This is a genomic window from Zoogloea sp., assembly GCF_017302315.1.
In the GTDB taxonomy this organism is placed as follows: Bacteria; Pseudomonadota; Gammaproteobacteria; order Burkholderiales; family Rhodocyclaceae; genus Zoogloea.
In genome coordinates this window covers 1-19,568 of the sequence record NZ_JAFLDT010000043.1, presented here as the reverse complement: position 1 = coordinate 19,568, position 19,568 = coordinate 1, and the positions used below count along the sequence as shown (strand labels likewise).

The 19,568-nt window shown below is 66.3% G+C and carries 18 protein-coding genes; 11 read left to right on the top strand and 7 right to left on the bottom strand.

The features are described from left to right. Nucleotides 1-6 precede the first annotated feature (6 nt). From J0L98_RS13445 to hemN, 3 genes are all read right to left on the bottom strand, one after another. A complete protein-coding gene (locus J0L98_RS13445; RefSeq protein ID WP_296412284.1) occupies nt 7-2,391 on the bottom strand; it encodes a heavy metal translocating P-type ATPase in 2,385 nt (794 codons plus the stop codon). Nucleotides 2,392-2,424: 33 nt separating this feature from the next. Further along, nucleotides 2,425-3,141 (bottom strand): sulfite exporter TauE/SafE family protein, encoded by a 717-nt coding sequence (locus tag J0L98_RS13440; protein ID WP_296412283.1) that lies wholly within the window; start codon nt 3,139-3,141, stop codon nt 2,425-2,427. Between the two features lie 98 nt (nt 3,142-3,239). Then, nucleotides 3,240-4,634 (bottom strand): oxygen-independent coproporphyrinogen III oxidase, encoded by a 1,395-nt coding sequence (hemN, locus tag J0L98_RS13435; protein ID WP_296412282.1) that lies wholly within the window; start codon nt 4,632-4,634, stop codon nt 3,240-3,242. A gap of 119 nt (nt 4,635-4,753) precedes the next feature. On the opposite strand from hemN, the gene fnr reads away from it, so the two are divergent. Next, nucleotides 4,754-5,488, top strand: coding sequence for a fumarate/nitrate reduction transcriptional regulator Fnr (fnr, locus tag J0L98_RS13430; RefSeq protein ID WP_296402030.1), 735 nt, complete (start codon nt 4,754-4,756; stop codon nt 5,486-5,488). Nucleotides 5,489-5,497: 9 nt separating this feature from the next. On the opposite strand, the gene J0L98_RS13425 is transcribed toward fnr, so the two are convergent. From J0L98_RS13425 to J0L98_RS13410, 4 genes are all read right to left on the bottom strand, one after another. Beyond that, nucleotides 5,498-5,884, bottom strand: coding sequence for a SirB2 family protein (locus tag J0L98_RS13425; protein ID WP_296412281.1), 387 nt, complete (start codon nt 5,882-5,884; stop codon nt 5,498-5,500). A 71-nt stretch (nt 5,885-5,955) separates the two neighbouring features. After that, nucleotides 5,956-6,696, bottom strand: a complete 741-nt coding sequence (locus J0L98_RS13420; protein WP_296412280.1) for an MBL fold metallo-hydrolase — start codon at nt 6,694-6,696, stop codon at nt 5,956-5,958. 6 nt (nt 6,697-6,702) lie between these two features. After that, complete coding sequence (locus J0L98_RS13415; RefSeq protein ID WP_296412279.1) at nt 6,703-7,326, bottom strand: chemotaxis protein; 624 nt, start codon at nt 7,324-7,326, stop codon at nt 6,703-6,705. A 154-nt stretch (nt 7,327-7,480) separates the two neighbouring features. Then, a complete protein-coding gene (locus J0L98_RS13410; RefSeq protein ID WP_296412278.1) occupies nt 7,481-9,577 on the bottom strand; it encodes a hypothetical protein in 2,097 nt (698 codons plus the stop codon). A 110-nt stretch (nt 9,578-9,687) separates the two neighbouring features. Here J0L98_RS13410 and J0L98_RS13405 point away from each other — a divergent pair, with 110 nt between their 5' ends. From J0L98_RS13405 to J0L98_RS13360, 10 genes are all read left to right on the top strand, one after another. Next, nucleotides 9,688-10,449 carry a tRNA pseudouridine(65) synthase TruC gene (locus J0L98_RS13405; protein ID WP_296412277.1) on the top strand — a complete coding sequence of 254 codons (762 nt, stop codon included), beginning with the start codon at nt 9,688-9,690 and terminating at the stop codon, nt 10,447-10,449. A gap of 76 nt (nt 10,450-10,525) precedes the next feature. Next, the gene (locus J0L98_RS13400; RefSeq protein WP_296412276.1) at nt 10,526-11,374 is read left to right on the top strand and encodes an intradiol ring-cleavage dioxygenase; all 849 of its coding nucleotides are present in this window, start codon (nt 10,526-10,528) and stop codon (nt 11,372-11,374) included. A gap of 110 nt (nt 11,375-11,484) precedes the next feature. Further along, the gene (locus tag J0L98_RS13395; protein ID WP_296412275.1) at nt 11,485-12,123 is read left to right on the top strand and encodes a type II secretion system protein N; all 639 of its coding nucleotides are present in this window, start codon (nt 11,485-11,487) and stop codon (nt 12,121-12,123) included. Between the two features lie 65 nt (nt 12,124-12,188). Next, entirely contained in the window at nt 12,189-14,342 is a 2,154-nt protein-coding gene (gspD, locus tag J0L98_RS13390; RefSeq protein ID WP_296412297.1) for a type II secretion system secretin GspD, read from the top strand. Continuing rightward, nucleotides 14,339-15,805 (top strand): type II secretion system ATPase GspE, encoded by a 1,467-nt coding sequence (gene gspE / locus J0L98_RS13385; RefSeq protein WP_296412274.1) that lies wholly within the window; start codon nt 14,339-14,341, stop codon nt 15,803-15,805. Before gspD ends, gspE begins: the two co-directional genes overlap by 4 nt. Beyond that, nucleotides 15,802-17,007: a type II secretion system inner membrane protein GspF gene (gene gspF, locus J0L98_RS13380; protein WP_296412273.1), complete on the top strand. Its 1,206-nt coding sequence runs from the start codon at nt 15,802-15,804 to the stop codon at nt 17,005-17,007. The genes gspE and gspF overlap by 4 nt, the downstream gene beginning before the upstream one ends. Nucleotides 17,008-17,017: 10 nt before the next feature. Continuing rightward, nucleotides 17,018-17,446 carry a type II secretion system major pseudopilin GspG gene (gene gspG, locus J0L98_RS13375; protein ID WP_296412272.1) on the top strand — a complete coding sequence of 143 codons (429 nt, stop codon included), beginning with the start codon at nt 17,018-17,020 and terminating at the stop codon, nt 17,444-17,446. A 14-nt stretch (nt 17,447-17,460) separates the two neighbouring features. After that, complete coding sequence (locus tag J0L98_RS13370) at nt 17,461-17,958, top strand: GspH/FimT family pseudopilin (protein ID WP_296412271.1); 498 nt, start codon at nt 17,461-17,463, stop codon at nt 17,956-17,958. Beyond that, nucleotides 17,955-18,338 carry a type II secretion system minor pseudopilin GspI gene (gspI, locus tag J0L98_RS13365; protein ID WP_296412270.1) on the top strand — a complete coding sequence of 128 codons (384 nt, stop codon included), beginning with the start codon at nt 17,955-17,957 and terminating at the stop codon, nt 18,336-18,338. The genes J0L98_RS13370 and gspI overlap by 4 nt, the downstream gene beginning before the upstream one ends. Further along, complete coding sequence (locus J0L98_RS13360; RefSeq protein ID WP_296412269.1) at nt 18,335-19,336, top strand: PDZ domain-containing protein; 1,002 nt, start codon at nt 18,335-18,337, stop codon at nt 19,334-19,336. The genes gspI and J0L98_RS13360 overlap by 4 nt, the downstream gene beginning before the upstream one ends. The last annotated feature ends 232 nt before the right edge of the window (nt 19,337-19,568 follow it).

The window sequence follows — 19,568 nt, the reverse complement described above, 5'->3', positions numbered from 1 at the left end:
TTCCTTTCAGTCTGATTTTCCCGGACGCCAGCGTCTGAGCAACAGGGAATTGCTCACCACCGACACCGAACTCATGGCCATCGCCGCACCGGCGATCACCGGGTTGAGCAAGCCGAAGGCCGCCGCCGGAATACCAAGGATGTTGTAGATGAAGGCAAAGAACAGATTCTGGCGGATCTTGCCCAGCGTTGCCCGGGAAAGGGAGATCGCATCGGCAACCCCGGCCAGATCGTTGCGCACCAGGGTCAGGTCGGCAGCCTCGATGGCCACATCGGAGCCCGCGCCGATGGCGAATGACACGTCGGCCGCCGCCAGCGCCGGTGCATCGTTGATGCCGTCTCCGACCATCCCGACCAGTCCTTCGCCACGCAGTGCCGCCACGGCCTCGGCCTTGCCCTCCGGCATGACCTGGGCGCGGAATTCAGTGATCCCGGCTTCGGCGGCGATCCGCGCCGCCACCGCCGGGTGATCGCCGGTCAGCATCACCACCCTTACCCCCAGGCCCTGCAGGCGTGTCACCGCCGCCTTCGATGTGGCACGCAGCGGATCGGCAAGCCCCAGCACGCCTAGAACGTTGCCGTCTGCAGCCACACCGACGGGCGTCAAAGCCGCGGCAAGCAAGGGTTCGAGCAGATCCGCTGAAAGAGGTGAACCCTGTCCGGCGAGAAAGTCTGGCGACCCCACCACCACCATCCGGTGGCCCACCCGTCCGGTGACACCCTTGCCGCTGAAGGCCTGAACGGCCTCGGGCAGGCTTAGCGCCACACCGGCGTCCCGTGCGGCGGCAACCACTGCGCGGGCCAGGGGATGGTGGCTGGTCTGCTCCAGCCCTGCTGCCAGACCCAGCAAATCCTCGCGTACGACACCGGCGGCCATCCGCGCATCCAGGACGGCAGGCCGGCCTTCGGTCAGCGTGCCGGTCTTGTCCACCACCAGCACCTTGATCTTTTCGGCCAGTTCCAGCGCCTCCGCGTTCTTGACGAGTATGCCGGCGCGGGCCCCCTGCCCCGTCCCCACCATCACCGCTGTCGGCGTGGCCAGACCCAGCGCGCAGGGGCAGGCGATCACCAGCACGGCCACGGCATTGACCAGCGCCGGGGCCAGTTCGCCGCCGAACCACCACCAGCCCAGAAAGGTGACCAGGGCGATGACCACCACCGTCGGCACGAAGACCGCAGCAACCCGATCCGCCAGGCGCTGCACGGCCGGCTTGCCGCCCTGGGCCTGCTCGACGAGACGCACGATGCCCGCCAGCAGCGTCTCGGTACCGACGCCGGTGGCCCGGCAGCGCAAGACGCCGTCACCATTCACCGTGGCGGCAAAGACCTGATCACCGGGCGCCTTGACCACCGGAATGCTTTCTCCGGTGAGCATGGCCTCGTCGGCAGACGATTCGCCTTCCAGCACGTCGCCATCCACCGGCACCGCGTCACCGGGGCGGAGCACGAAAACTGTCCCTAACACCACCTGCTCCACCGGCACCGCTACCAATTGCCCAGCCTGCTCGACCCAGGCCGTCGGCGGCTGCAGGCGCAGCAGGGCTTCGATGGCCGCCGAGGTGCGGGCGCGGGCCCGGGCCTCAAGCAGCTTGCCGAGGAGCACCAGGGTGATGATGCTGGCCGACGCTTCGAAGTAAACATGCAAGTCGTGGCGCCCAAGGACAACCACCGCCAGGCTGAAGAAATAGGCCACGCTGGTGCCCAGGGCCACCAGTACATCCATATTGGCCCCGCCGCCGCGCAGGGACGACCAAGCGCCGGTGTAGAAACGCCGCCCGATCCAGAACTGCACAGGCGTGGCCAGCAGGCACTGCAGCCAGCGCGGCAGCAGATCGGCATGATGGCCGCTCGCCATGTCGACGCCGAGCATGCCCACCATCTGGATCAGGAAGGGGAGGCTGAGCCCGGCCGACAACCAGAACAGGCGCAGCTCGGTAGCCGCCTCGACTGCCTTGCGGGCCTTGTCGGCATCCCGGTCGCGGACCGCAACGGGGGTGGCGGTAAAGCCCGCCTTTGCCACGGCGGCAACGATCGCCACTGGCTCGACCATACCGGGGGTGTAACGCACCCGAGCTGTTTCTGCAGCAAAATTGACGCTCGCTTCGACGCTGGGCAGACGATTGAGCACTTTCTCGATGCGTGCGGCGCAGGCGGCGCAGCTCATGCCGGCAAGGGTGAGGTCGAGTGCACGGGGAGGAACATCGAACCCGGCCTTGCGGATGGCGGCCACCATGTCGGCTGCCGGGGGTGCGTCAGGTAAAGCCATCACCCTGGCCTTGCCGGTGCCGAAATTGACGGTAGCCTCGACGCCGGGGAGGCGGTTGAGCACTTTTTCCAGTCGCGCCGCACAGGCTGCGCAGGTCATGCCGCTCACGGAAAAATCGTAACGCACGTCCGGCTCACCGTATTCCACTCCACGCCCGGGTCAGAAGTGGCAGACAACCCCGTTCCAAAGGTTGCTACCGAGGGTCGGCGCCGTCACCAGGCCATACACGCCAAAGGCCAGCACCACCATTCCAGACCCCGTGCGCACGACTCGGTTCCGTACCACATCCTTGAGGCGCTTGAGCAGCAGGCCAGCCAGAAGAAGATTGGGCAAGGTACCAAGACCAAAAGCCAGCATCAGCATGGCCCCCCGCTCCGCGGCACCGGTGACGAGCGCGGTCGCGAGCACGCTATAAACCAGACCGCAGGGCAGGAAGCCCCACAGCAAGCCCAGCGGCAGGGCCTGCGCCACGGTCCGGGCGGGAAGGAAGCGCCCGGTCAGAGGCTGGATGCGCGACCACAGGCGGCTACCAAGCTGCTCGACACCTGACAAGGCGCGCGTGAAACCGGTGAGGTAAAGGCCAAGCGCGATGAGCATGAGGTTGGCAGCCACGTACAGCCCCAACTGGATGGGCAGGATGTCGTTGAAGAGCATGCCCACCGTGCCGATGGCGCCCATGGCCGCCCCGGCCACGGTGTAACTGGCAATTCGACCGATGTTGTAGGCCAGATGCAACGGCCACTCACGCCGTGACTCGCCGGGCATGCGAACAGTGTTCACCGTCAGGGCGCTGACGATGCCACCACACATTCCAACACAGTGGGTGCCCCCCAGGAGGCCGATGAGAAAGACTGCGAGATAACCGGTTTCGGGCATGGTCGAGACCTGGAAGCAAAGCGCCCCGCGAAAGCACGGGGCGCAGAAAATCGCACTTGCCTTGGCATTCTAGCCCGGTGCCGACCGGGCCGGTCTGCTCAGATCACCTTGGAGTAGCGGGTGCGCTCACGATCAGAGCGCAGGTAGCGGTCGAAGACCATGGCAATCGCCCGAACCAGCATGCGGCCGGCCGGCAGTACCGAGATCCATTGGTCATCAATGGTCAGCAAGCCGCCTTTTTCCATTTCCTGCAGATCAGCCAGTTCGGCCGCGAAATACTTGCGGAAGTCGATCAGGTGCGCGATCTCGATGGACTCGATGGACAGCTCAAAGTGACACATCAGCGCCTGGATGATCGCCCGGCGCAGCAGATCATCCGGGGTCAGCTCAATACCACGCAGCACGGGGAGCCGGCCCGAGTCGAGGATATCGTAGTACTCGTCAAGGGTCTTGACGTTCTGCGCATAGGTCGGACCCACCTTGCCGATGGCGGACACACCGAAGGCCAGCAGATCACACTCCGCATAGGTGGAGTAACCCTGGAAGTTGCGATGCAGCCGACCCTGGCGCTGGGCGGTGGTGAGCTCGTCGGACGGCTTGGCGAAATGGTCCATGCCGATGTAAACATAACCCGCCTCGGTCAGCCGGCGGATCGCGAGCTGAAGGATCTGCAGCTTGGTCTCGCCTGACGGCAACTGGGCATCCATGATGCGTCGCTGGGGTTTGAACAGGCTGGGCAGATGGGCGTAGTTGTATATCGAGAGGCGATCGGGCGACAGGGCCAGGATCTGCTCGAGGGTGCGGTTGAAACTGATGACGTTCTGCTTGGGCAGACCATAGATCAGGTCAACGCTGACCGACTTGAAACCATGGGCACGGGCGGCATCGATGACGAGCTTGGTCTCTTCCTCGCTCTGCACCCGATTGACGGCCTGCTGCACATCCGGATTGAAGTCCTGGATACCCACGCTCATCCGGTTGAAGCCCAGCTCGGCGAGCAGCGCAACCGTGGCTTCATCAACCTTGCGGGGGTCAACCTCGATGGAATACTCACCATCGGGTACAAGCGTGAAATGCTTCTTGACGATGCCCATCAACTGCCGCAACTCGTCATGGGACAGGAAGGTGGGCGTGCCGCCACCCAGGTGAAGCTGCAGGACTTCACGTGGCCCTTCGAGGCTGGCCACCTGGAGATCGACTTCCTTTTCAAGGTAATTCAGATACTTGGCAGAACGCCCATGGTCCTTCGTGATGATCTTGTTGCAGGCGCAGTAGTAGCAGATCGTATTGCAGAAGGGGATGTGGAAGTATAATGAGAGCGGTTTGCCGATTCCGCCGATCGTGCGCTTGCCCAACCAGTCGCCAAGTGCCTCGGCGTTGAAGGCCTCGACGAAGCGGTCCGCGGTGGGAAAGGACGTGTAGCGAGGCCCATTCACATCGAACTTGCGAATGAGGACAGGGTCGAAAATCAGATCTTTTTGTGCCGTGTTCATGGAGAGGCTTCTGTTGGTTGCACGAGACAATCGCAGAATCGTCAAAAAATCGTATTGATGTGGATCAAAGGGCTCCAAACCTTAGAATGACCACAAAGTTCAGGTGATTGCACGTGCAGATGAAATCGGTAGTGCCAATAACGGCAGTGGAGATCAAGACAGCCTGTTCCCAGTGCAACCTGCGGGAGCTGTGCCTGCCTTTCGGACTTGATCCCCGTGAGGTCAATCAGCTTGACGAACTTGTCGGGAGTCGCCGCAAAATCAAGCGGCAACAGCACCTTTACCGCTCAGGCGACCCCTTCGAGGCCATTTATGCCATTCGCGCCGGCTCTTTCAAGACTGACGTCATCCTTGAGGACGGACGCGATCAGGTGACCGGTTTCCAGATGACGGGCGAGGTTCTTGGCCTAGACGGCATCAGTGGAGAGCAGCACTCCTGCAACGCCATCGCCCTTGAAGACAGCGAAGTCTGCGTGATCCCTTTCAGCCGGCTCGAAGAACTGTCCCGCCAGGTGGAAAGCCTGCAACACCAGTTCCACAAGATCATGAGTCGCGAGATCGTCCGTGACCACGGCGTGATGATGCTGCTCGGCTCCATGCGCGCAGAAGAACGCCTCGCGGCCTTCCTGCTCAACATGTCGCAGCGTTTCACGGCCCGGGGCTTTTCGCCGTCGGAGTTCCACCTGAGGATGACCCGTGACGAAATCGGCTCTTACCTGGGGCTCAAGCTCGAAACCGTCTCCCGCGCCTTTTCCCGTTTCCAGGACGAAGGTCTGGTGGCCGTCCAGCAGAAACACATCCGCATTCTCGACACGCCGGGCCTCAAGCGCATCCTCAGCCACCACGCCGCCTGAGTCGCCGGCTTACATTAGGGCGAGCCAGCCCAAGGGGTTCTTGGTCATCGCCACCGCAAGGATGTAGGAATACACGGCCAGCGCCCCGGCCCAGGCTGTCGCCCGCTGCGCCCGGGGCCGAGTGGCCTTGAGGGCCAGCGCGCCGAGGCCGATGTAAAGCAGCAAACCCCCGATCTTGGCGGTCAGCCAGTCATCCACGAACGGCATGAAACCGGCGATCCAGGCCATTGCGATTGCACTGGCCAAAAGGCATGAGTCCACCAGATGGGGAAGGGTCCGGGTCAGCCTGGCCCGCAACAGGGGCGAGCCGGTGATGGACCACCAGCCCCGCAGGGCAAAGCCTGCAATACTGAGAACCACACAAGTGAGATGAAAGTGCTTGAGGGCCAGGTACATGTCGCCAGATCCGGTATGTCCGGCGACACGCCCACCGGGACGCCGGGCCCGCCAACGCGGGCCCCGCGACTCTATCCCTTGAGGACGCCGACTTCCAGCGCGGCAAACCAGTTGATGAAGCGCTGAACGTCAGCGCCCTGGTAGATGGCCCCATGCTGGGGCACCATCATGTCGATCTCCAGGCGGGAAACCCGCTCGCACCAGTCGCGTTTGGCCCGATCGGAGCCCATCCAGCGCTTGTGGAACGCCTCGGCATGGCGAACGTGGCGGGAAAAATCCTCAACGTAGAGGTTGCTGGCGTCAGCCGGCAGCAGGGCTGCCCCCACGTCCCCCGAAAAGAGGATCTTCGCTTTCGGGTCGTAGAGATGGAAGTTGCCCGAAGAGTGCAGATAGTGGGCCGGAATGGCCTGCAGTTCCAGCGCGCCCAGGCGGATCGGCATGCCCGAGTCAGGGATGGGGACAAACGTGCTTTCCTGGCCGCCGAAATGGGGCAGGAAGGATTGCCACAGCCAGCTAATGTAGCACTTGAGATCGGGCTTGAACTCGAGCCAAAGAGCAAGGGAAGAAATGATGTCCGGGTCCTGATGGGAGGCAAAGATGCCTGCCAGACGGGTCGGATCGCATTCAGCCGAAAGCGCGGAGAACACCGAAGGAAAGATCTCGATGCCGCCCGGGTCGCAGAGAAGCGCCTCCTCGCCGCTCAACACCACGTACTCGTTGGTGTCGATGATGTAGCCAGGCTTGGTGGCATCACGTGCAATGGCAAGCCAGCGGTGGTCGTCCTGTTGATAGATGCAATGGGCCTGCTTCATGGTCTCCTAGTCCTTAATAAGGCGTTCCTTGCCGAGAATTTCCAGTGATCGCTTGATTTGCGCGATGACCTCGGCGAAATCCGTTGAAACCTGCATCAGCGCCGGGCTGAAGCTCCCCCCGTAGGCCGCTTCGATCTTGGCCGAACGGGCCAGCACACCCCCCAGTTCGACCAGCTGCTGAGTCTCCTCCACAGCCGAACGAAGGCGTAGATCGAGGGAGCGCAGACGCGACTGCTGTTCAGCCAACCTCGCAGCACCGCGCCGGCGAGCTTCACGCACGCCCGGCACCCCGTCGCCGCTCAGGCGGATGGCTTGGGCAAGAATGGCCGATGTACGCTGATGCTGGACGACTCCCGTGACACTGCCCACGGAGCCGGAAGTCATGTCGCGGAGGGAGGACATATGCCGGGTGAGATCCTGGGCAAAGCGGCGCAGCTCGTTCGACAGCACGCCAAAGCCCAACGCCGCGTTGCCTGCCCGCTTGGCCAGGAAGATCGCGTTGAGTGCCATCAGGTTGATCCGGAAGGCCGTGGACACAATGGCCTTGATCTCTTCATTGACGCGGACGATTCGGGCGAGCTCCCCCGAGGCGGGCGCTTTCAGGTGCAGGTTTCGTTCTGGCGCGTTCATGCTGGACTCTCAGGCGGCGGCAGCCGCAGCGGGACTCGTGGACGGCGAGGGCTGAAAACAGGCACACACGCCCCTGAGGGGTCGGGTGGAGCCTGAAGTTGTGCCGGATTAACGGCGTCCAGCACGCAAGCTTGAGGCGCCCGGCCGGGGATCGCTAAGTCGAGGCTGCTGGCGGCGCAGAGCGGCGTGGCGGCATGATGAAATCCCGCGGGCGGGTGCGCAGACGGTGCCACAGGCGGCGCCCCAGATCCCGCAGGTCGTCCCGGGACAGGTCATAGGCGCGCACCGCCGTCATCAGGGACAGCGCAAAACTGACCCCCAGGTTGAGCACGAACATCACCGCCACGCCGAGGATCGCCAGGGACAACAGCCCCGTCCCGACCCACTCCACATCGAGGGACGCCGTGGCGAGGCTTAGGATGCCGGAATTGAGGGTCACATGGCGCACGTCCAGGGGCAGGCCGAAGAACTTGCCCAGTACCGGCGTCATGCCCAGCATCAGGCCCAGGGAGATGTTGGTGGCCCAGCCCGACATGTTGCGTGACACAACGCCTGCCAGGCGGATCATGCGCAGGCGTCCGAAACGCAGGCCGAAGCGGTGCTCGGCGATGGCCTGGGGCAAACGGTGATAGACAGCCCAGTTGTCCACCCAGCCCCCCACCAGGGCGGCCAGATACAGGATGCAGCCGGTGAGGGCCGCATAGAACACCGTGCCGCTGTCCACCGGGCTCAGGGCCTGAAAGACGTAGGTTGCCTCGGCGGTGCTGAGGAAGGAGTGCCCGGTGGTCCACTGCCACATCTCATCAAAGGCGTAGGCGCCGGTTGCCACCACCACCACGTTGGCGATGGTGGCAGCAAGCTGGGAGTGACAGATGCACGTGGCGTAGTCAACAATCACCTCCAGGCGCTCGCTGCCCTTTCGGTCGCGGATGATCGCGGCGAAGGCCGCGGCGGTCATCGCCGGCTGCTTGGTGGCAAGGATCAGGCCGAGGGCCTGGAGAATCAGGAAGCTCACGGCGTAGTTGAGGCCGGACGCGAACCCTTCCATGAACAGGGCTAGACCGGCACCGGCAATGGCCATCTTCATGGCCGCTGTTCCCACCGTGAGCAAGCCGCCTCCGGCCGCAGCGGCCCAGATATGGCGGTAATCAGCAGGCGTCTCGGCGATGTAGTGCTCGCCGGTCTTGCCGGCCCGATCGACGATGCGCCGCTGCAGGCGCTGCAGGTTGCTGCGCACCAGGTGACGCAGGCTGGTGCTGTCGTGGGCAGCGTAGGCTAGCTGCTGGAGGAGCAGCAACACCGGCCCCGGCGCCTCCCGCCCCGTGCTCATGACCGCCACGATGGCCTCCATACGGGCGATACAGCGCTCCAGCACATCCAGGCCATAGACGATGTCCACGCTGATGCCTTCCGACTCGAGACGGGTCGAGATCAGCTGCATCTCCGCCCGGCAGGCCACCACGTCATCGTGCCAAGCTTCCAGCAGATCACCGGTGAGGCGCGCCTGCTCCCAGGCACACAGCAGGTTTTCACCACTATCGGCGAGGCGCTTGAACGGCGACCTGGCCACTGGCCCGGGCTGGCTGCGGACACGCAGCTTGAGGGACAGGCCTTGACCCTGCACGCGGGCAAGGAGCAGACGGAAACCATCGGCCATGGCGCACTCCAGGGCTGCCGTCATCTCCGGCATGTCGGCCGGGAAGAGGATATTCACCGCGCGCAGCAGGGTAGAGGGCTGCAACCCGCGGATCAGAGTCAGGTCACGCCGGCTCTGGTAGCTACGGCTCATCAGGTGCCCAAGATCGTGATCGTCCCGGGGCGAGGGAATCAGCTTGGAGGTCAGGCGGTCGCCGAACTCCGACAGAAAGCCCCGGTCGCTGGGAATGCCGACCTCGCCAAACAGGTTGGCGCCCTCGGTTTCCTCGAGGATGCAGCGCAGGGCGGTACGAACGGCCGCTGCCAGCTCCGGATTGGCCGCCAGCACATCCATCAGCACCGCAAAACGCTGGGTCGCCGACCCATGCACGTCAGCCGAGTCAATGTACACGTCGCTCCACAGGGAGCCGCCCGACAGCCAGGTGGTCATGGAACGCCAGGCATCAAGGCGATCGGGAAGGTGCTCGGCCAAGACGAGATTGGACAAACGCGTCGCCAGCCCGGGCAGGTTCCGCTGGTTTTGGCGCTGGGGGGGAAGCGCCGCGTGGATGCACGCCAGCACGCCGTCCGGAGAGAGGGTAAAGGTATTCTGCATAGGGCGAGTATGACTCAGCCGGCAGCGCCTGGTTCACTGCAACATGCAGCAGAATGCTACCGGATCGGTTGGCCCGCTCGGGGACGCAGTCCCCGGTTACCATTCCGCCCATGCTGCCCATCCTCTACCAGGACGACCACGTGGTCGTCATCCACAAGCCCGCCGGCCTGCTGGTCCATCGCAGCGAGCTGGATCGCCACGAAACCCGCTTTGCGGTGCAACTGCTGCGCGACCAGCTCGGTTGTCACGTTCACCCCGCCCACCGGCTCGACCGGGGCACCTCCGGCGTGCTGGTCTTTGCGCTGGACAAGGACAGCGCCCGCCACCTGGGCGGCCAGTTCGAACGCCAGGAAGTGAGCAAGACCTACCTGGCCGTGGTGCGGGGCCACCCGGCCGAGCAAGGGCGCATCGATCACGCCCTCACCCGTCGCCGGGACGACGCCGAATGGGTGGGCAGCCGCAACACCGACGAGGCCCAGGACGCCGTCACCGACTTCCGCCGCCTGGCCACCTGCGAGCTCCCCCATGCGGTAGACCGCTACCCGACCAGTCGCTACGCCCTGGTCGAGCTGACCCCGCTGACCGGGCGCCGCCACCAGATCCGCCGTCACCTCAAGCACATCGCCCACCCGATCATCGGCGATGCCACCTTCGGCAAGGGCCGCCACAACCGCTTGTTTCAGGAGTTATTCGGCTGCCAGCGCATGCTGCTGGCGTGCACCCGGATGCAGCTTGTCCACCCCCTGAGCGGACAGCCCCTGGATCTGCTCGCCCCCGTCGACGGAGACTTCGCCCGCGTGGTCGACGCCCTGGGCTGGCAAGCGGCACTCCCAAGCACCTTATTTACATCCCTTTACGCCCGGGCAACATGACTTAACCCAAGCCCCACCTACACTCGCCTCCGATCAGATGCCAACCCGGCACCCCCACTGCTTTCGGAGCTTCCCCATGCCCATTCCCCGCCGTGCCCTCGCCAACGACCTGGAAGCCCTGCTCCGCACTGCCCCGGAACGGCGCCAGGTTCTGCGCTGGCTGCTTGCAGGCGCCAGTGCCCCCCTTGCCGCGTGCGGCGGCGGAGCGGAGGTCAGCATTGGCGGCGTCGGGAGTTCGACGGGCGCCGGTTCGTCAGACACCTCCAGCGCCGTCAGCAGTTGCACCATCATCCCCGAAGAGACGGCCGGCCCCTACCCGGGCGACGGTTCCAACTACAACAGCAATGGCATTGCCAACGCCCTCAGCCTGTCCGGCATCGTTCGCAGTGACATCCGCAGCAGCGTTGGCGGCGCCACCGGTACCGCCGCCGGAATCCCCGTCACCCTCACCCTGCAGCTCGTCAATACGGCGGGAAACTGTGCGAACCTTGCCGGCTACGCCATCTACCTGTGGCACTGCACCCGCGACGGCCTTTACTCCCTGTACAGCACCGGCGTCACGGGTGAGAACTTCCTCCGCGGTGTGCAGCAGACCGACAGCAACGGCAAAGTCACCTTCCTGACCATTTTCCCGGGCTGCTACGCCGGTCGCATGCCCCACATGCACTTCGAGGTCTACCCCAGCCTGGCCAGTGCCACTGGCGCCGCCAACAAGGTGAAGACCTCGCAGATCGCCTTCCCGACCGCGACGTGCAACGAGGTCTACGCCACCAGCGGCTATGGCAACAGCGCCATCAATCTTGCCGCCATCAATTTCGCCAGTGACAACGTTTTCAGCGACGGAACCGAGCAGCAAATGGCCTCCATCAGTGGCACCACGACCAACGGCTACAGCGCATCACTGGTGGTGGGCATCGCGGCCTGAGGAGGGTTCGCGGCCAGGCGGAAAGCGGCCTGCACACTCAGCGACAACGTGGCGCTTTCACCCGTAACACAGGCCGGCTAAGATTGTCGGCCTTTTGTGCTGCGCCCCCGATGAAACTCTCAGACCGCTTCGACCCATCCCGCTTCCATCTGCCGTGGGTAACGCGCTCAGGCCCTGCTCTGGCCTGGGGTGTGGCCATGGCCGTCACAGCCTGGGTTGTCGCCGATCTGTTCTGGCGGTTCAGTGCCCCACGCCCACCGGCCCTGCCCGTAGTCAGCCCCAGTGACCCGCAGCTTGCGGCCCAGGCCATCGCGAGCCGGCATTTGATGGGAAGTGGAGCCCAGGGCACTGGCACCGCGGCCGGCCCGGTCAACGCCGCCCCTGCCCGCTACACCCTGCAAGCCGTGGTGACCGGCGCCGGCGGCCGACCCGGCTGGGCCATCCTGAGCATCGATGGCGGTCCCCAGCAGGGTGTCGTTGAAGGTCAGGACATCCATTCAGGGGTGCGTCTTGAGCGCGTGCAGGCCGGCAGCGTCGAGATCACCACGGGTGGCGTGCGTCAAACCATCCGGCTTGCCGAGCGGGGCGCCAGCAGCCCAGCAACAGCCTCACCGCTTCCCGCCGGCATTGCCCAGCTTCCGCAGCTCCAGCAGGGCGCATCCACCATCGACAACACCACCGAAGCACCGGACTCGGGGCCCCGCCCCTTGCCTGCCGGCTTTCCGGTTCAACCCGTCCCCAGCCAATGAAATCAGCCCGCCGCCAGGGGTTCGCCCGTCGCATCCTCGCCGCCTGCCTCGCCACTACCATGGCCATGCCCCTTGCCGTCACCGCCGCCCCCAGCACCCAGGGCCCTGCGGACGCGGGCGAGACTGTTTCCCTCAACTTCGTGAACGCGGATGTGGGCGCGGTGATCCAGGCGATCTCGAAGATCTCCGGGCGCAACTTCGTGGTGGACCCACGGGTCAAGGGCACCCTCAACATCGTCACGGCGCGCCCGGTGCCGCGCAACCTGAGTTACTCCATCCTGCTCTCGGCCTTGCGCCTGCAGGGCTACGCCGCCATTGAGGGCCAGGGCGTCACCAAGATCGTTCCCGAGGCTGACGCCAAGCTCCACGCCGTACCTGTGGGCAAGGGCCAGGGCGCCGGCGGCGGTGACCGCCTCACCACCCAGGTGTTCACCCTGCAACACGAGTCCGCCTCGCAGCTGGTACCGGTGATCCGCCCCCTGGTGTCCCCCAACAACACCGTCACCGCCTACCCGGGCAACAATTCCCTGGTGGTCACCGACTACGCCGAGAACATCGGCCGCATCGCCCGCATCATCGAATCCATTGACGTTCCCCAGGGCGACATGCGGGTCATCAACCTCAAGCATGCCTCGGCACTTGATCTCGCCCAGACGGTCAATCGCCTGCTCAACGACGCCGGCAGCGGCAGCGTTGGCGGCACGCCCGGCGTCGGTGGCGACGCCAGCCAGCGCGTCTCGGTGATCGGCGACCCGCGCACCAACAGCCTGCTGGTGCGCTCCGAGAACCCGTCCAAGCTCAACGCCGTGCGCCAGCTCGTGGCCAACCTGGACCAGCCGGGTGCCGCTGGCAATATCCATGTGGTCTATCTGAAGAACGCCGAGGCGACCAAGGTCGCCCAGACCCTGCGGGCCGTGCTCTCCGGCGAGGCCGGCAACAGTGGCCAGGGAAGCACCGGCGGCAGCACATCCACCAGCAGCTTCGCACCCAGCTCGACCGGCACGAGCAGCGGCACTTCCACCGGGACCGGCAGCAACGTCGGCAACACGCCGTCCTTCGGCACCAGCAGCAACACGGGAAGCGGAGCAGGCGCCACCGGCAATGGCATCGTCCAGGCCGACCCCATGAGCAACGCATTGATCGTCACCGCGCCGGATGCCATCTACAACAATCTGCGCAAGGTCATCGATCAGCTCGACCGCCGCCGCGCCCAGGTGTATGTGGAGGCTCTGATCACCGAAGTCAGCACCGAAAAGGCCGCAGAAATCGGCATCCAGTGGCAGGCCGGCAAGCTTGGCTCCACTGCCGTGTTCGGTGGCACCACCTTCAACAGCGGTGGTAACAACATCCTCAATCTGGCCACCAGCCTGGCCTCCAGCAGCGCCACCACGCTCCCCGGCAACGGTCTCAACCTGCTGCTGGGTGGCGGCACCATTACCGTCGGCGGGCGCGAAATCGCCAACCTCAACATGCTGGCACGCTTCCTCGAGTCCGACACCAAGGCCAACATCCTGTCCACGCCCAACCTCGTCACCCTCGACAACGAGGAGGCCAAGATCGTCGTCGGTCGCAACGTGCCCTTCGTCACCGGCACCTACGCCACCACCGGCAACACCGCCACGGCCAACCCCTTCACCACCGTGGAGCGCCGCGATGTGGGCCTGACCCTCAAGGTCAAGCCGCAGATCTCCGAGGGCGGCACGGTACGCCTGCAGATCTACCAGGAAGCCTCCTCGGTGATCGACTCCACCGCCACCAGCACCACCGGCCCCACCACCACCAAGCGCTCCATCGAATCCACCGTTCTGGTGGATGATGGCGCCATGATTGCCCTGGGCGGCCTGGTGGAAGACACCTACAGCGGTGGCCAGGAAAAAGTCCCGCTGCTGGGCGATCTGCCCTATCTCGGCCAGTTCTTCCGCTACGACTCGCGCAAGCGCGGCAAGACCAACCTGATCGTCTTCCTGCGCCCGGTCATCCTGCGTGACGCGGCCAGCATTCAGGGCATCTCCGCCGATCGCTACAACTATGTGATCGGCCAGCAACGTGCGAACGACAGGGTGGACGCCCTGATGCGCGGCGAACCCAGCCCACCGGAACTTCCGCCGCCGGGAAGCCCGCCACCGGCCGTGCCCTTCAACCGCCCCAAGGACAACCCGCCCCCTGCAACACCGGCGATATCCACCCCCCGGCAGGACACGCCAGCCTACGCCCCATGAGCGCCCCCGCCCTGCCCTACGCCTTCGCCAAGGCCCATGGCATCCTCGTGGCCGCCCTGGGCAGCGAGCATGCCGAGGTGGTCATGCGCGAAGGGGCCGACCTGACCGCCCTGGCCGAAGTGCGGCGCAGCCTGGGCCTGCCCCTGCAGATCGAGAGCGTCACCCGTGCAGCCTTTGAGGCACGCCTCGCCGAAACCTACTCCGGCACCGACGACAATGCCGCCGAGGTGGTCGCCGACGTGGGCCAGGAGGTGGATCTCACCCAGTTGATGACCGAGCTGCCGACGGTGGAGGATCTCCTCGACACCCAGGACGACGCGCCGATCATCCGCATGATCAACGCGCTGCTCACCCAGGCGGTGCGCCAGCAGGCCAGCGACATCCACATCGAGCCCTACGAGCGCAATTCGGTGGTGCGCTTCCGCCGCGACGGCGTGCTGGTGGACGTGGCCCAACCCCACCGGGCCCTCCACGCCGCCATGGCCTCGCGCATCAAGATCATGGCCAGCCTGGACATCGCCGAGAAGCGCCTGCCCCAGGATGGCCGCATCGCCCTGCGCCTGGCCGGCCGCCAGGTGGACGTGCGCGTGTCCACCCTGCCCACCACCCACGGCGAACGCATCGTGTTGCGCCTGCTCGACAAGGGCAGCGGCCAGCGCAGCCTCGACAGCCTGGGCATGGCCCCCGACACCGTGAGGCCCTTCGCCGAGTTGCTCAAGGAACCCCACGGCATCCTCCTCGTCACCGGCCCCACCGGCTCGGGCAAGAGCACCACCCTCTACGCCGCCCTGCAGGGCATGGACGCGAAGCGCCGCAACATTGTCACCGTTGAAGACCCGGTGGAGTACGACCTGCCCGGCGTCGGCCAGATCCAGGTCAATCCGCGCATCGAGCTGAGCTTCGCCAAGGCCCTGCGCGCCATCCTGCGCCAGGACCCGGACGTGATCATGATCGGTGAGATCCGCGACCTGGAAACCGCCCAGATCGCCGTGCAGGCCAGCCTCACCGGCCACCTGGTGCTGGCCACCCTGCACACCAACGACGCCGCCTCGGCGGTCACCCGGCTGGTGGACATGGGTGTCGAACCCTTCCTGTTGGCGTCCACCCTCCGTGGTGTGCTGGCCCAGCGCCTGGTGCGCAAGCTGTGCACTGCCTGCCGCAGCGCCAGCCCCAGCAGTGCAGCCGACCGTGAGCTGCTCGGGCCGGACACCCCGGCGCAGCTATGGCGCGCCGCCGGCTGCCCGGACTGCGCCCGCACCGGCTACGCAGGGCGCAGCGGCATCTACGAACTCATCGTCGCCGACGAGACCTTCCAGCGCCTGATCCACACCGGCGCCGATGAAGCCCAACTGCGCGCCCACGCCATCGCCAACGGCACCCGCAGCCTGCGCGACGACGGCCTGCGCCTGTTGGCCAGCGGGTTGACCTCGGCCGAAGAACTGCTCCGCGTCACCCGCGAATGACCGCCTTCCGCTACCGTGCCCTTGATGCCGCCGGCAAGGAAGCCGCCGGCGTCCTCGAAGCCGACACCGGCAAGGCGGCACGCGGCCTGCTCCGCGAACGCGGCCTCTACCCGCTGGAGGTGGCGTCCGTGGCCCACGGTGCCGCCGGCAACAAGACGGTCAGACGCAAGCTCCGGGATGCCGACCTCACCCTGCTGACCCGCCAGTGGGCCACCCTGCTGGCCTCCGGCCTGACCGTCGAGCAGGCCCTGGCGGCCCTCATTGAGCAGGCTGAAACCGAGGGCACCCGCCAGCTACTGGCCGGCGTGCGCTCCGAGATCCTGGCCGGCTACAGCCTGCGCGCCGCCCTGGATCGCTACCCCCAGGCCTTCTCCACCCTGTACCGGGCCTCGGTGGCGGCGGGCGAGAAATCCGGCGAGCTGGCCAAGGTCATGAACCAGCTGGCCGACTACCTGGACCGCAGCCACGCCCTGCGCACCAAGACCCTCCAGGCCCTGCTCTATCCGGCCATCGTCGCCAGCGTGGCCCTGCTGGTCATCGTCGGCCTGATGACCTACGTGGTGCCCCAGGTGGTGTCCGTCTTCCAGCAGGGCAAGCAGGCCCTGCCCCTGCTCACCCGCAGCCTGATCCTGGTCAGCGCCCTGTTGCGGGAATGGGGCTGGCTGATGGTGCTGGCCCTGGCCGGCGCCTTCTTCACCGGCCGTGCGGCCCTGCGCGACACCAGCGTGCGCCGCCGCTGGGACGCCTGGCTGCTCGGCCTTCCGGTGCTGGGCCGCCATCTGCGCACCCTCGATGCCACCCGGTTTGCCAGCACCCTGGCCATCCTGGCCGGGAGCGGCGTTCCCCTGCTGGCCGCGCTGGAGGCTGGCCGCCAGGTGATCAGCCGTCTGCCCCTGGCCGATGCGGTGGGCGTAGCCGCCGAGCGTGTGCGCGAAGGCCAGCCCCTGTCGAAGGCCCTCGGCGCCAGCCGCCAGTTTCCGCCGCTGCTGATCCACATGCTGGCCAACGGCGAGGCCACCGGCCGCATCGACGAGCTCCTCGACCGGGCCGCCAAACTGCAGCAGGCCGAACTGGAAAACCGTACCGCCACCCTCACGGCCCTGCTCGAGCCGGTGCTGCTGCTGGCCATGGGCGGCTTCGTGCTGCTCATCGTGATGGCCGTGATGCAGCCCATCATCGAAATCAACACCCTGATGAAGTAAGGAAACCACGATGCTCAAGACCCTGCGCCGCAACCGCGGCTTCACCCTGATCGAAGTGATGGTCGTGATCGTCATCCTCGGCGTGCTGGCTGCGCTGGTGGTGCCCAAGGTCATGAGCCGCCCGGACGAAGCCCGGGTCGTGGCCGCGCGCCAGGACATCTCGGCCATCATGCAGGCCCTCAAGCTCTACAAGCTCGACAACCGCCGCTACCCCAGCGGCGAACAGGGCCTGCAGGCCCTCGTCACCAAGCCGACCACCGCCCCGGTGCCGGAAAACTGGAAGTCCTACCTGGACAAGCTGCCCCTCGACCCCTGGGGCAAGCCCTACCAGTACGTCATGCCCGGCCTCAAGGGCGAGGTGGACGTGATGAGCTTCGGCGCCGACGGCGTGACCGGCGGCGAAGGCTTCGACGCCGACATCGGCTCCTGGAGCCTGTAGTGGTCTTCCGCCCCATGGACACCACGCCCCGACGGCGGCGCAGCACCGGCTTCACCCTCATCGAGGTGATGGTCGTGCTGGTGATCATGGGCATCATGGCCACCGGGCTCAGCGTGGGCCTGGACAGCCTTCGCGGACGTGATTCCGATCAGGCCCTCAAGCGCCTGCGTCTGGTCCTTGAAGCCACTGCCGACCGGGCCATCGTGCGCGGCCGGCCGATTGCCTTGGAGCTGCTCTCCGACGGCTACCGCTTTTCGGCCCTCGACCCCGACGACAACTGGCGCCCCCTCAACGACCCGCCGGTATTCACCGAAAAGGCCTTGCCGGCAGGCCTGGCATGGGGCGGGCTGCGCCTGGAAGGGGGTGGCGAGAGCAGCGCAGCCCGCCTGCAGTTCGGCTCGCAGGCGCCTGAATACGAGCTGCGTGTCACCACACCCGGCGGCGAAGCCCGCCTGACAGGCAAGGCCAACGGCGAGGTGCTGCTGCAGATGCCGGGCCGGACCGCCTCATGAGGCGGCAGCCCGGCCGCGCCCGCGGCTTCACCCTGCTGGAGACCCTGGTTGCCCTGGCCATCCTGGCTATCGCCCTGACCGCGGCCTTCCGCGCCATGGGCGTTACCGCCCAGAGCGCGGCAGAGCTGCGCGAACGCCTGGTGGGCGACTGGGTCGCCGAGAATCGGCTGGCCGAACTGCGCGCCACCGGCGCCTGGCCCGGCGCCGGCACCAACGAGGGCACGGCCGATCAGGCCGGGCGAACCTACCGCTGGCGCGAGGAGGTCAAGAGCACCGCCAACCCCCTGTTCCGCCGGGTGGACGTGAGCGTCTTCGCCCCCGAATCCGACACCCATGCCATCGCCCGGCTCACCGGCTACGTGGCCCGGCCCCTGCGATGAAGCGCTCCCTGCCCGCCCAACGCGGCCTGACCCTGATCGAGCTGATGGTGGCCCTGGCCATCTTTGCGGTGCTGGGTGTCCTGTCTTACCGCGGGCTCGCCGAAGTGGCCACCAGCCGCACCCACCTGGAGGCGGGCTTCGAGCGCTGGCAGGAGTGGTACTTCGGGGCCAAGCCCATGGCGCCCGGGGGCTACGCCGCGGTCGGAGGCGCGTACGACCACGACACCAAGAGGCTCGTCGCCCGCGATCTGGGCTCAACGCTCCGGCACGAGTTCATGCACGTGCTGCACTGGCGCATGTGCGTCCGCGCGGGCCAGATCCATCCCGTCTGGTTGCAGGAAGGGCTCTGCTCCCTCGTCGAGGACTACGACCTCAAGGACGGCAGCCTGCGCCCGGCGCCGTCGTACCGCACGAACACCGCCAAAAGGCTCACCAAGGCGGGAGGCCTGCTGACCATCGCGGCATTGACCTCGCTTGACCGCGATCACTTCATCGGCACGCGCCCGATGGCCAACTACGCGCAGGCCCGGACGCTGTTCATGTTCATCAGCGACCGTCAGCGCCTGGGCGACTGGTACGCGGAGTTCACGCGGCGCTGGAGCGGCGTCAACGCCGAAGAGGCGACGCGCGGCGCGTTCGAGGCGGCGCTGCGCATGCCCATGGACGAGGTCGAGAAAAGCTATCGCGCGTACGTCCGCGCCATGCCCGAGGTGCCCGAGCAGCTCGCCTCGGGACGCGCAAGCCTGGGCGTGGTCGTCGAGACCGGCGCGGGCGATGGACCGGTCGTCGTCGAAGTCGTCCGCCGGGACGGTGCGGGGCTGAAGCTCGGAGATGTCGTCATCAGCATCGATGGCAAGCCCACCCGCGACACGCCCGAACTGGTCCGGGTCCTGGGAACGTCCCTCGACGGCGGATACGCGCCGGGCGCGAGCGTGGTCGTGCGTGTGAAGCGTGACGGCAAGCAGATCGACGTCCCGTTGACCCTCGTCCCGAGATGAGCGACGCGTGACCCGATAACCCGGCCCGCGAATCGGACGTGCCTCACTGGTTCCCGGGTTGGCCCCCGCCTTGGCTCGGGCGGGCGACGCGGCGCCCGCGCAGACGGCACGACCGACCCAGCCCCCTCAACCGATTTGTTCCGCCGGCTCGACCCGAGACCCAGAACCGCCGATCCGAGACGCGGGATCGGGGTCCGAGTTTGCGGGCCTCGGTCCCGGGCGCTGCGGCATG

Excerpts from the sequence above, each read along its gene's own strand:
- J0L98_RS13440 (WP_296412283.1), bottom strand. The coding sequence starts at position 3,141 with ATGCCCGAAACCGGTTATCTCGCAGTCTTTCTCATCGGCCTCCTGGGG.
- hemN (WP_296412282.1), bottom strand. The coding sequence starts at position 4,634 with ATGAACACGGCACAAAAAGATCTGATTTTCGACCCTGTCCTCATTCGC.
- fnr (WP_296402030.1), top strand. The coding sequence starts at position 4,754 with ATGAAATCGGTAGTGCCAATAACGGCAGTGGAGATCAAGACAGCCTGT.
- J0L98_RS13425 (WP_296412281.1), bottom strand. The coding sequence starts at position 5,884 with ATGTACCTGGCCCTCAAGCACTTTCATCTCACTTGTGTGGTTCTCAGT.
- J0L98_RS13420 (WP_296412280.1), bottom strand. The coding sequence starts at position 6,696 with ATGAAGCAGGCCCATTGCATCTATCAACAGGACGACCACCGCTGGCTT.
- J0L98_RS13415 (WP_296412279.1), bottom strand. The coding sequence starts at position 7,326 with ATGAACGCGCCAGAACGAAACCTGCACCTGAAAGCGCCCGCCTCGGGG.
- J0L98_RS13410 (WP_296412278.1), bottom strand. The coding sequence starts at position 9,577 with ATGCAGAATACCTTTACCCTCTCTCCGGACGGCGTGCTGGCGTGCATC.
- J0L98_RS13405 (WP_296412277.1), top strand. The coding sequence starts at position 9,688 with ATGCTGCCCATCCTCTACCAGGACGACCACGTGGTCGTCATCCACAAG.
- J0L98_RS13400 (WP_296412276.1), top strand. The coding sequence starts at position 10,526 with ATGCCCATTCCCCGCCGTGCCCTCGCCAACGACCTGGAAGCCCTGCTC.
- J0L98_RS13395 (WP_296412275.1), top strand. The coding sequence starts at position 11,485 with ATGAAACTCTCAGACCGCTTCGACCCATCCCGCTTCCATCTGCCGTGG.
- gspD (WP_296412297.1), top strand. The coding sequence starts at position 12,189 with ATGCCCCTTGCCGTCACCGCCGCCCCCAGCACCCAGGGCCCTGCGGAC.
- gspE (WP_296412274.1), top strand. The coding sequence starts at position 14,339 with ATGAGCGCCCCCGCCCTGCCCTACGCCTTCGCCAAGGCCCATGGCATC.
- gspF (WP_296412273.1), top strand. The coding sequence starts at position 15,802 with ATGACCGCCTTCCGCTACCGTGCCCTTGATGCCGCCGGCAAGGAAGCC.
- gspG (WP_296412272.1), top strand. The coding sequence starts at position 17,018 with ATGCTCAAGACCCTGCGCCGCAACCGCGGCTTCACCCTGATCGAAGTG.
- J0L98_RS13370 (WP_296412271.1), top strand. The coding sequence starts at position 17,461 with ATGGACACCACGCCCCGACGGCGGCGCAGCACCGGCTTCACCCTCATC.
- gspI (WP_296412270.1), top strand. The coding sequence starts at position 17,955 with ATGAGGCGGCAGCCCGGCCGCGCCCGCGGCTTCACCCTGCTGGAGACC.
- J0L98_RS13360 (WP_296412269.1), top strand. The coding sequence starts at position 18,335 with ATGAAGCGCTCCCTGCCCGCCCAACGCGGCCTGACCCTGATCGAGCTG.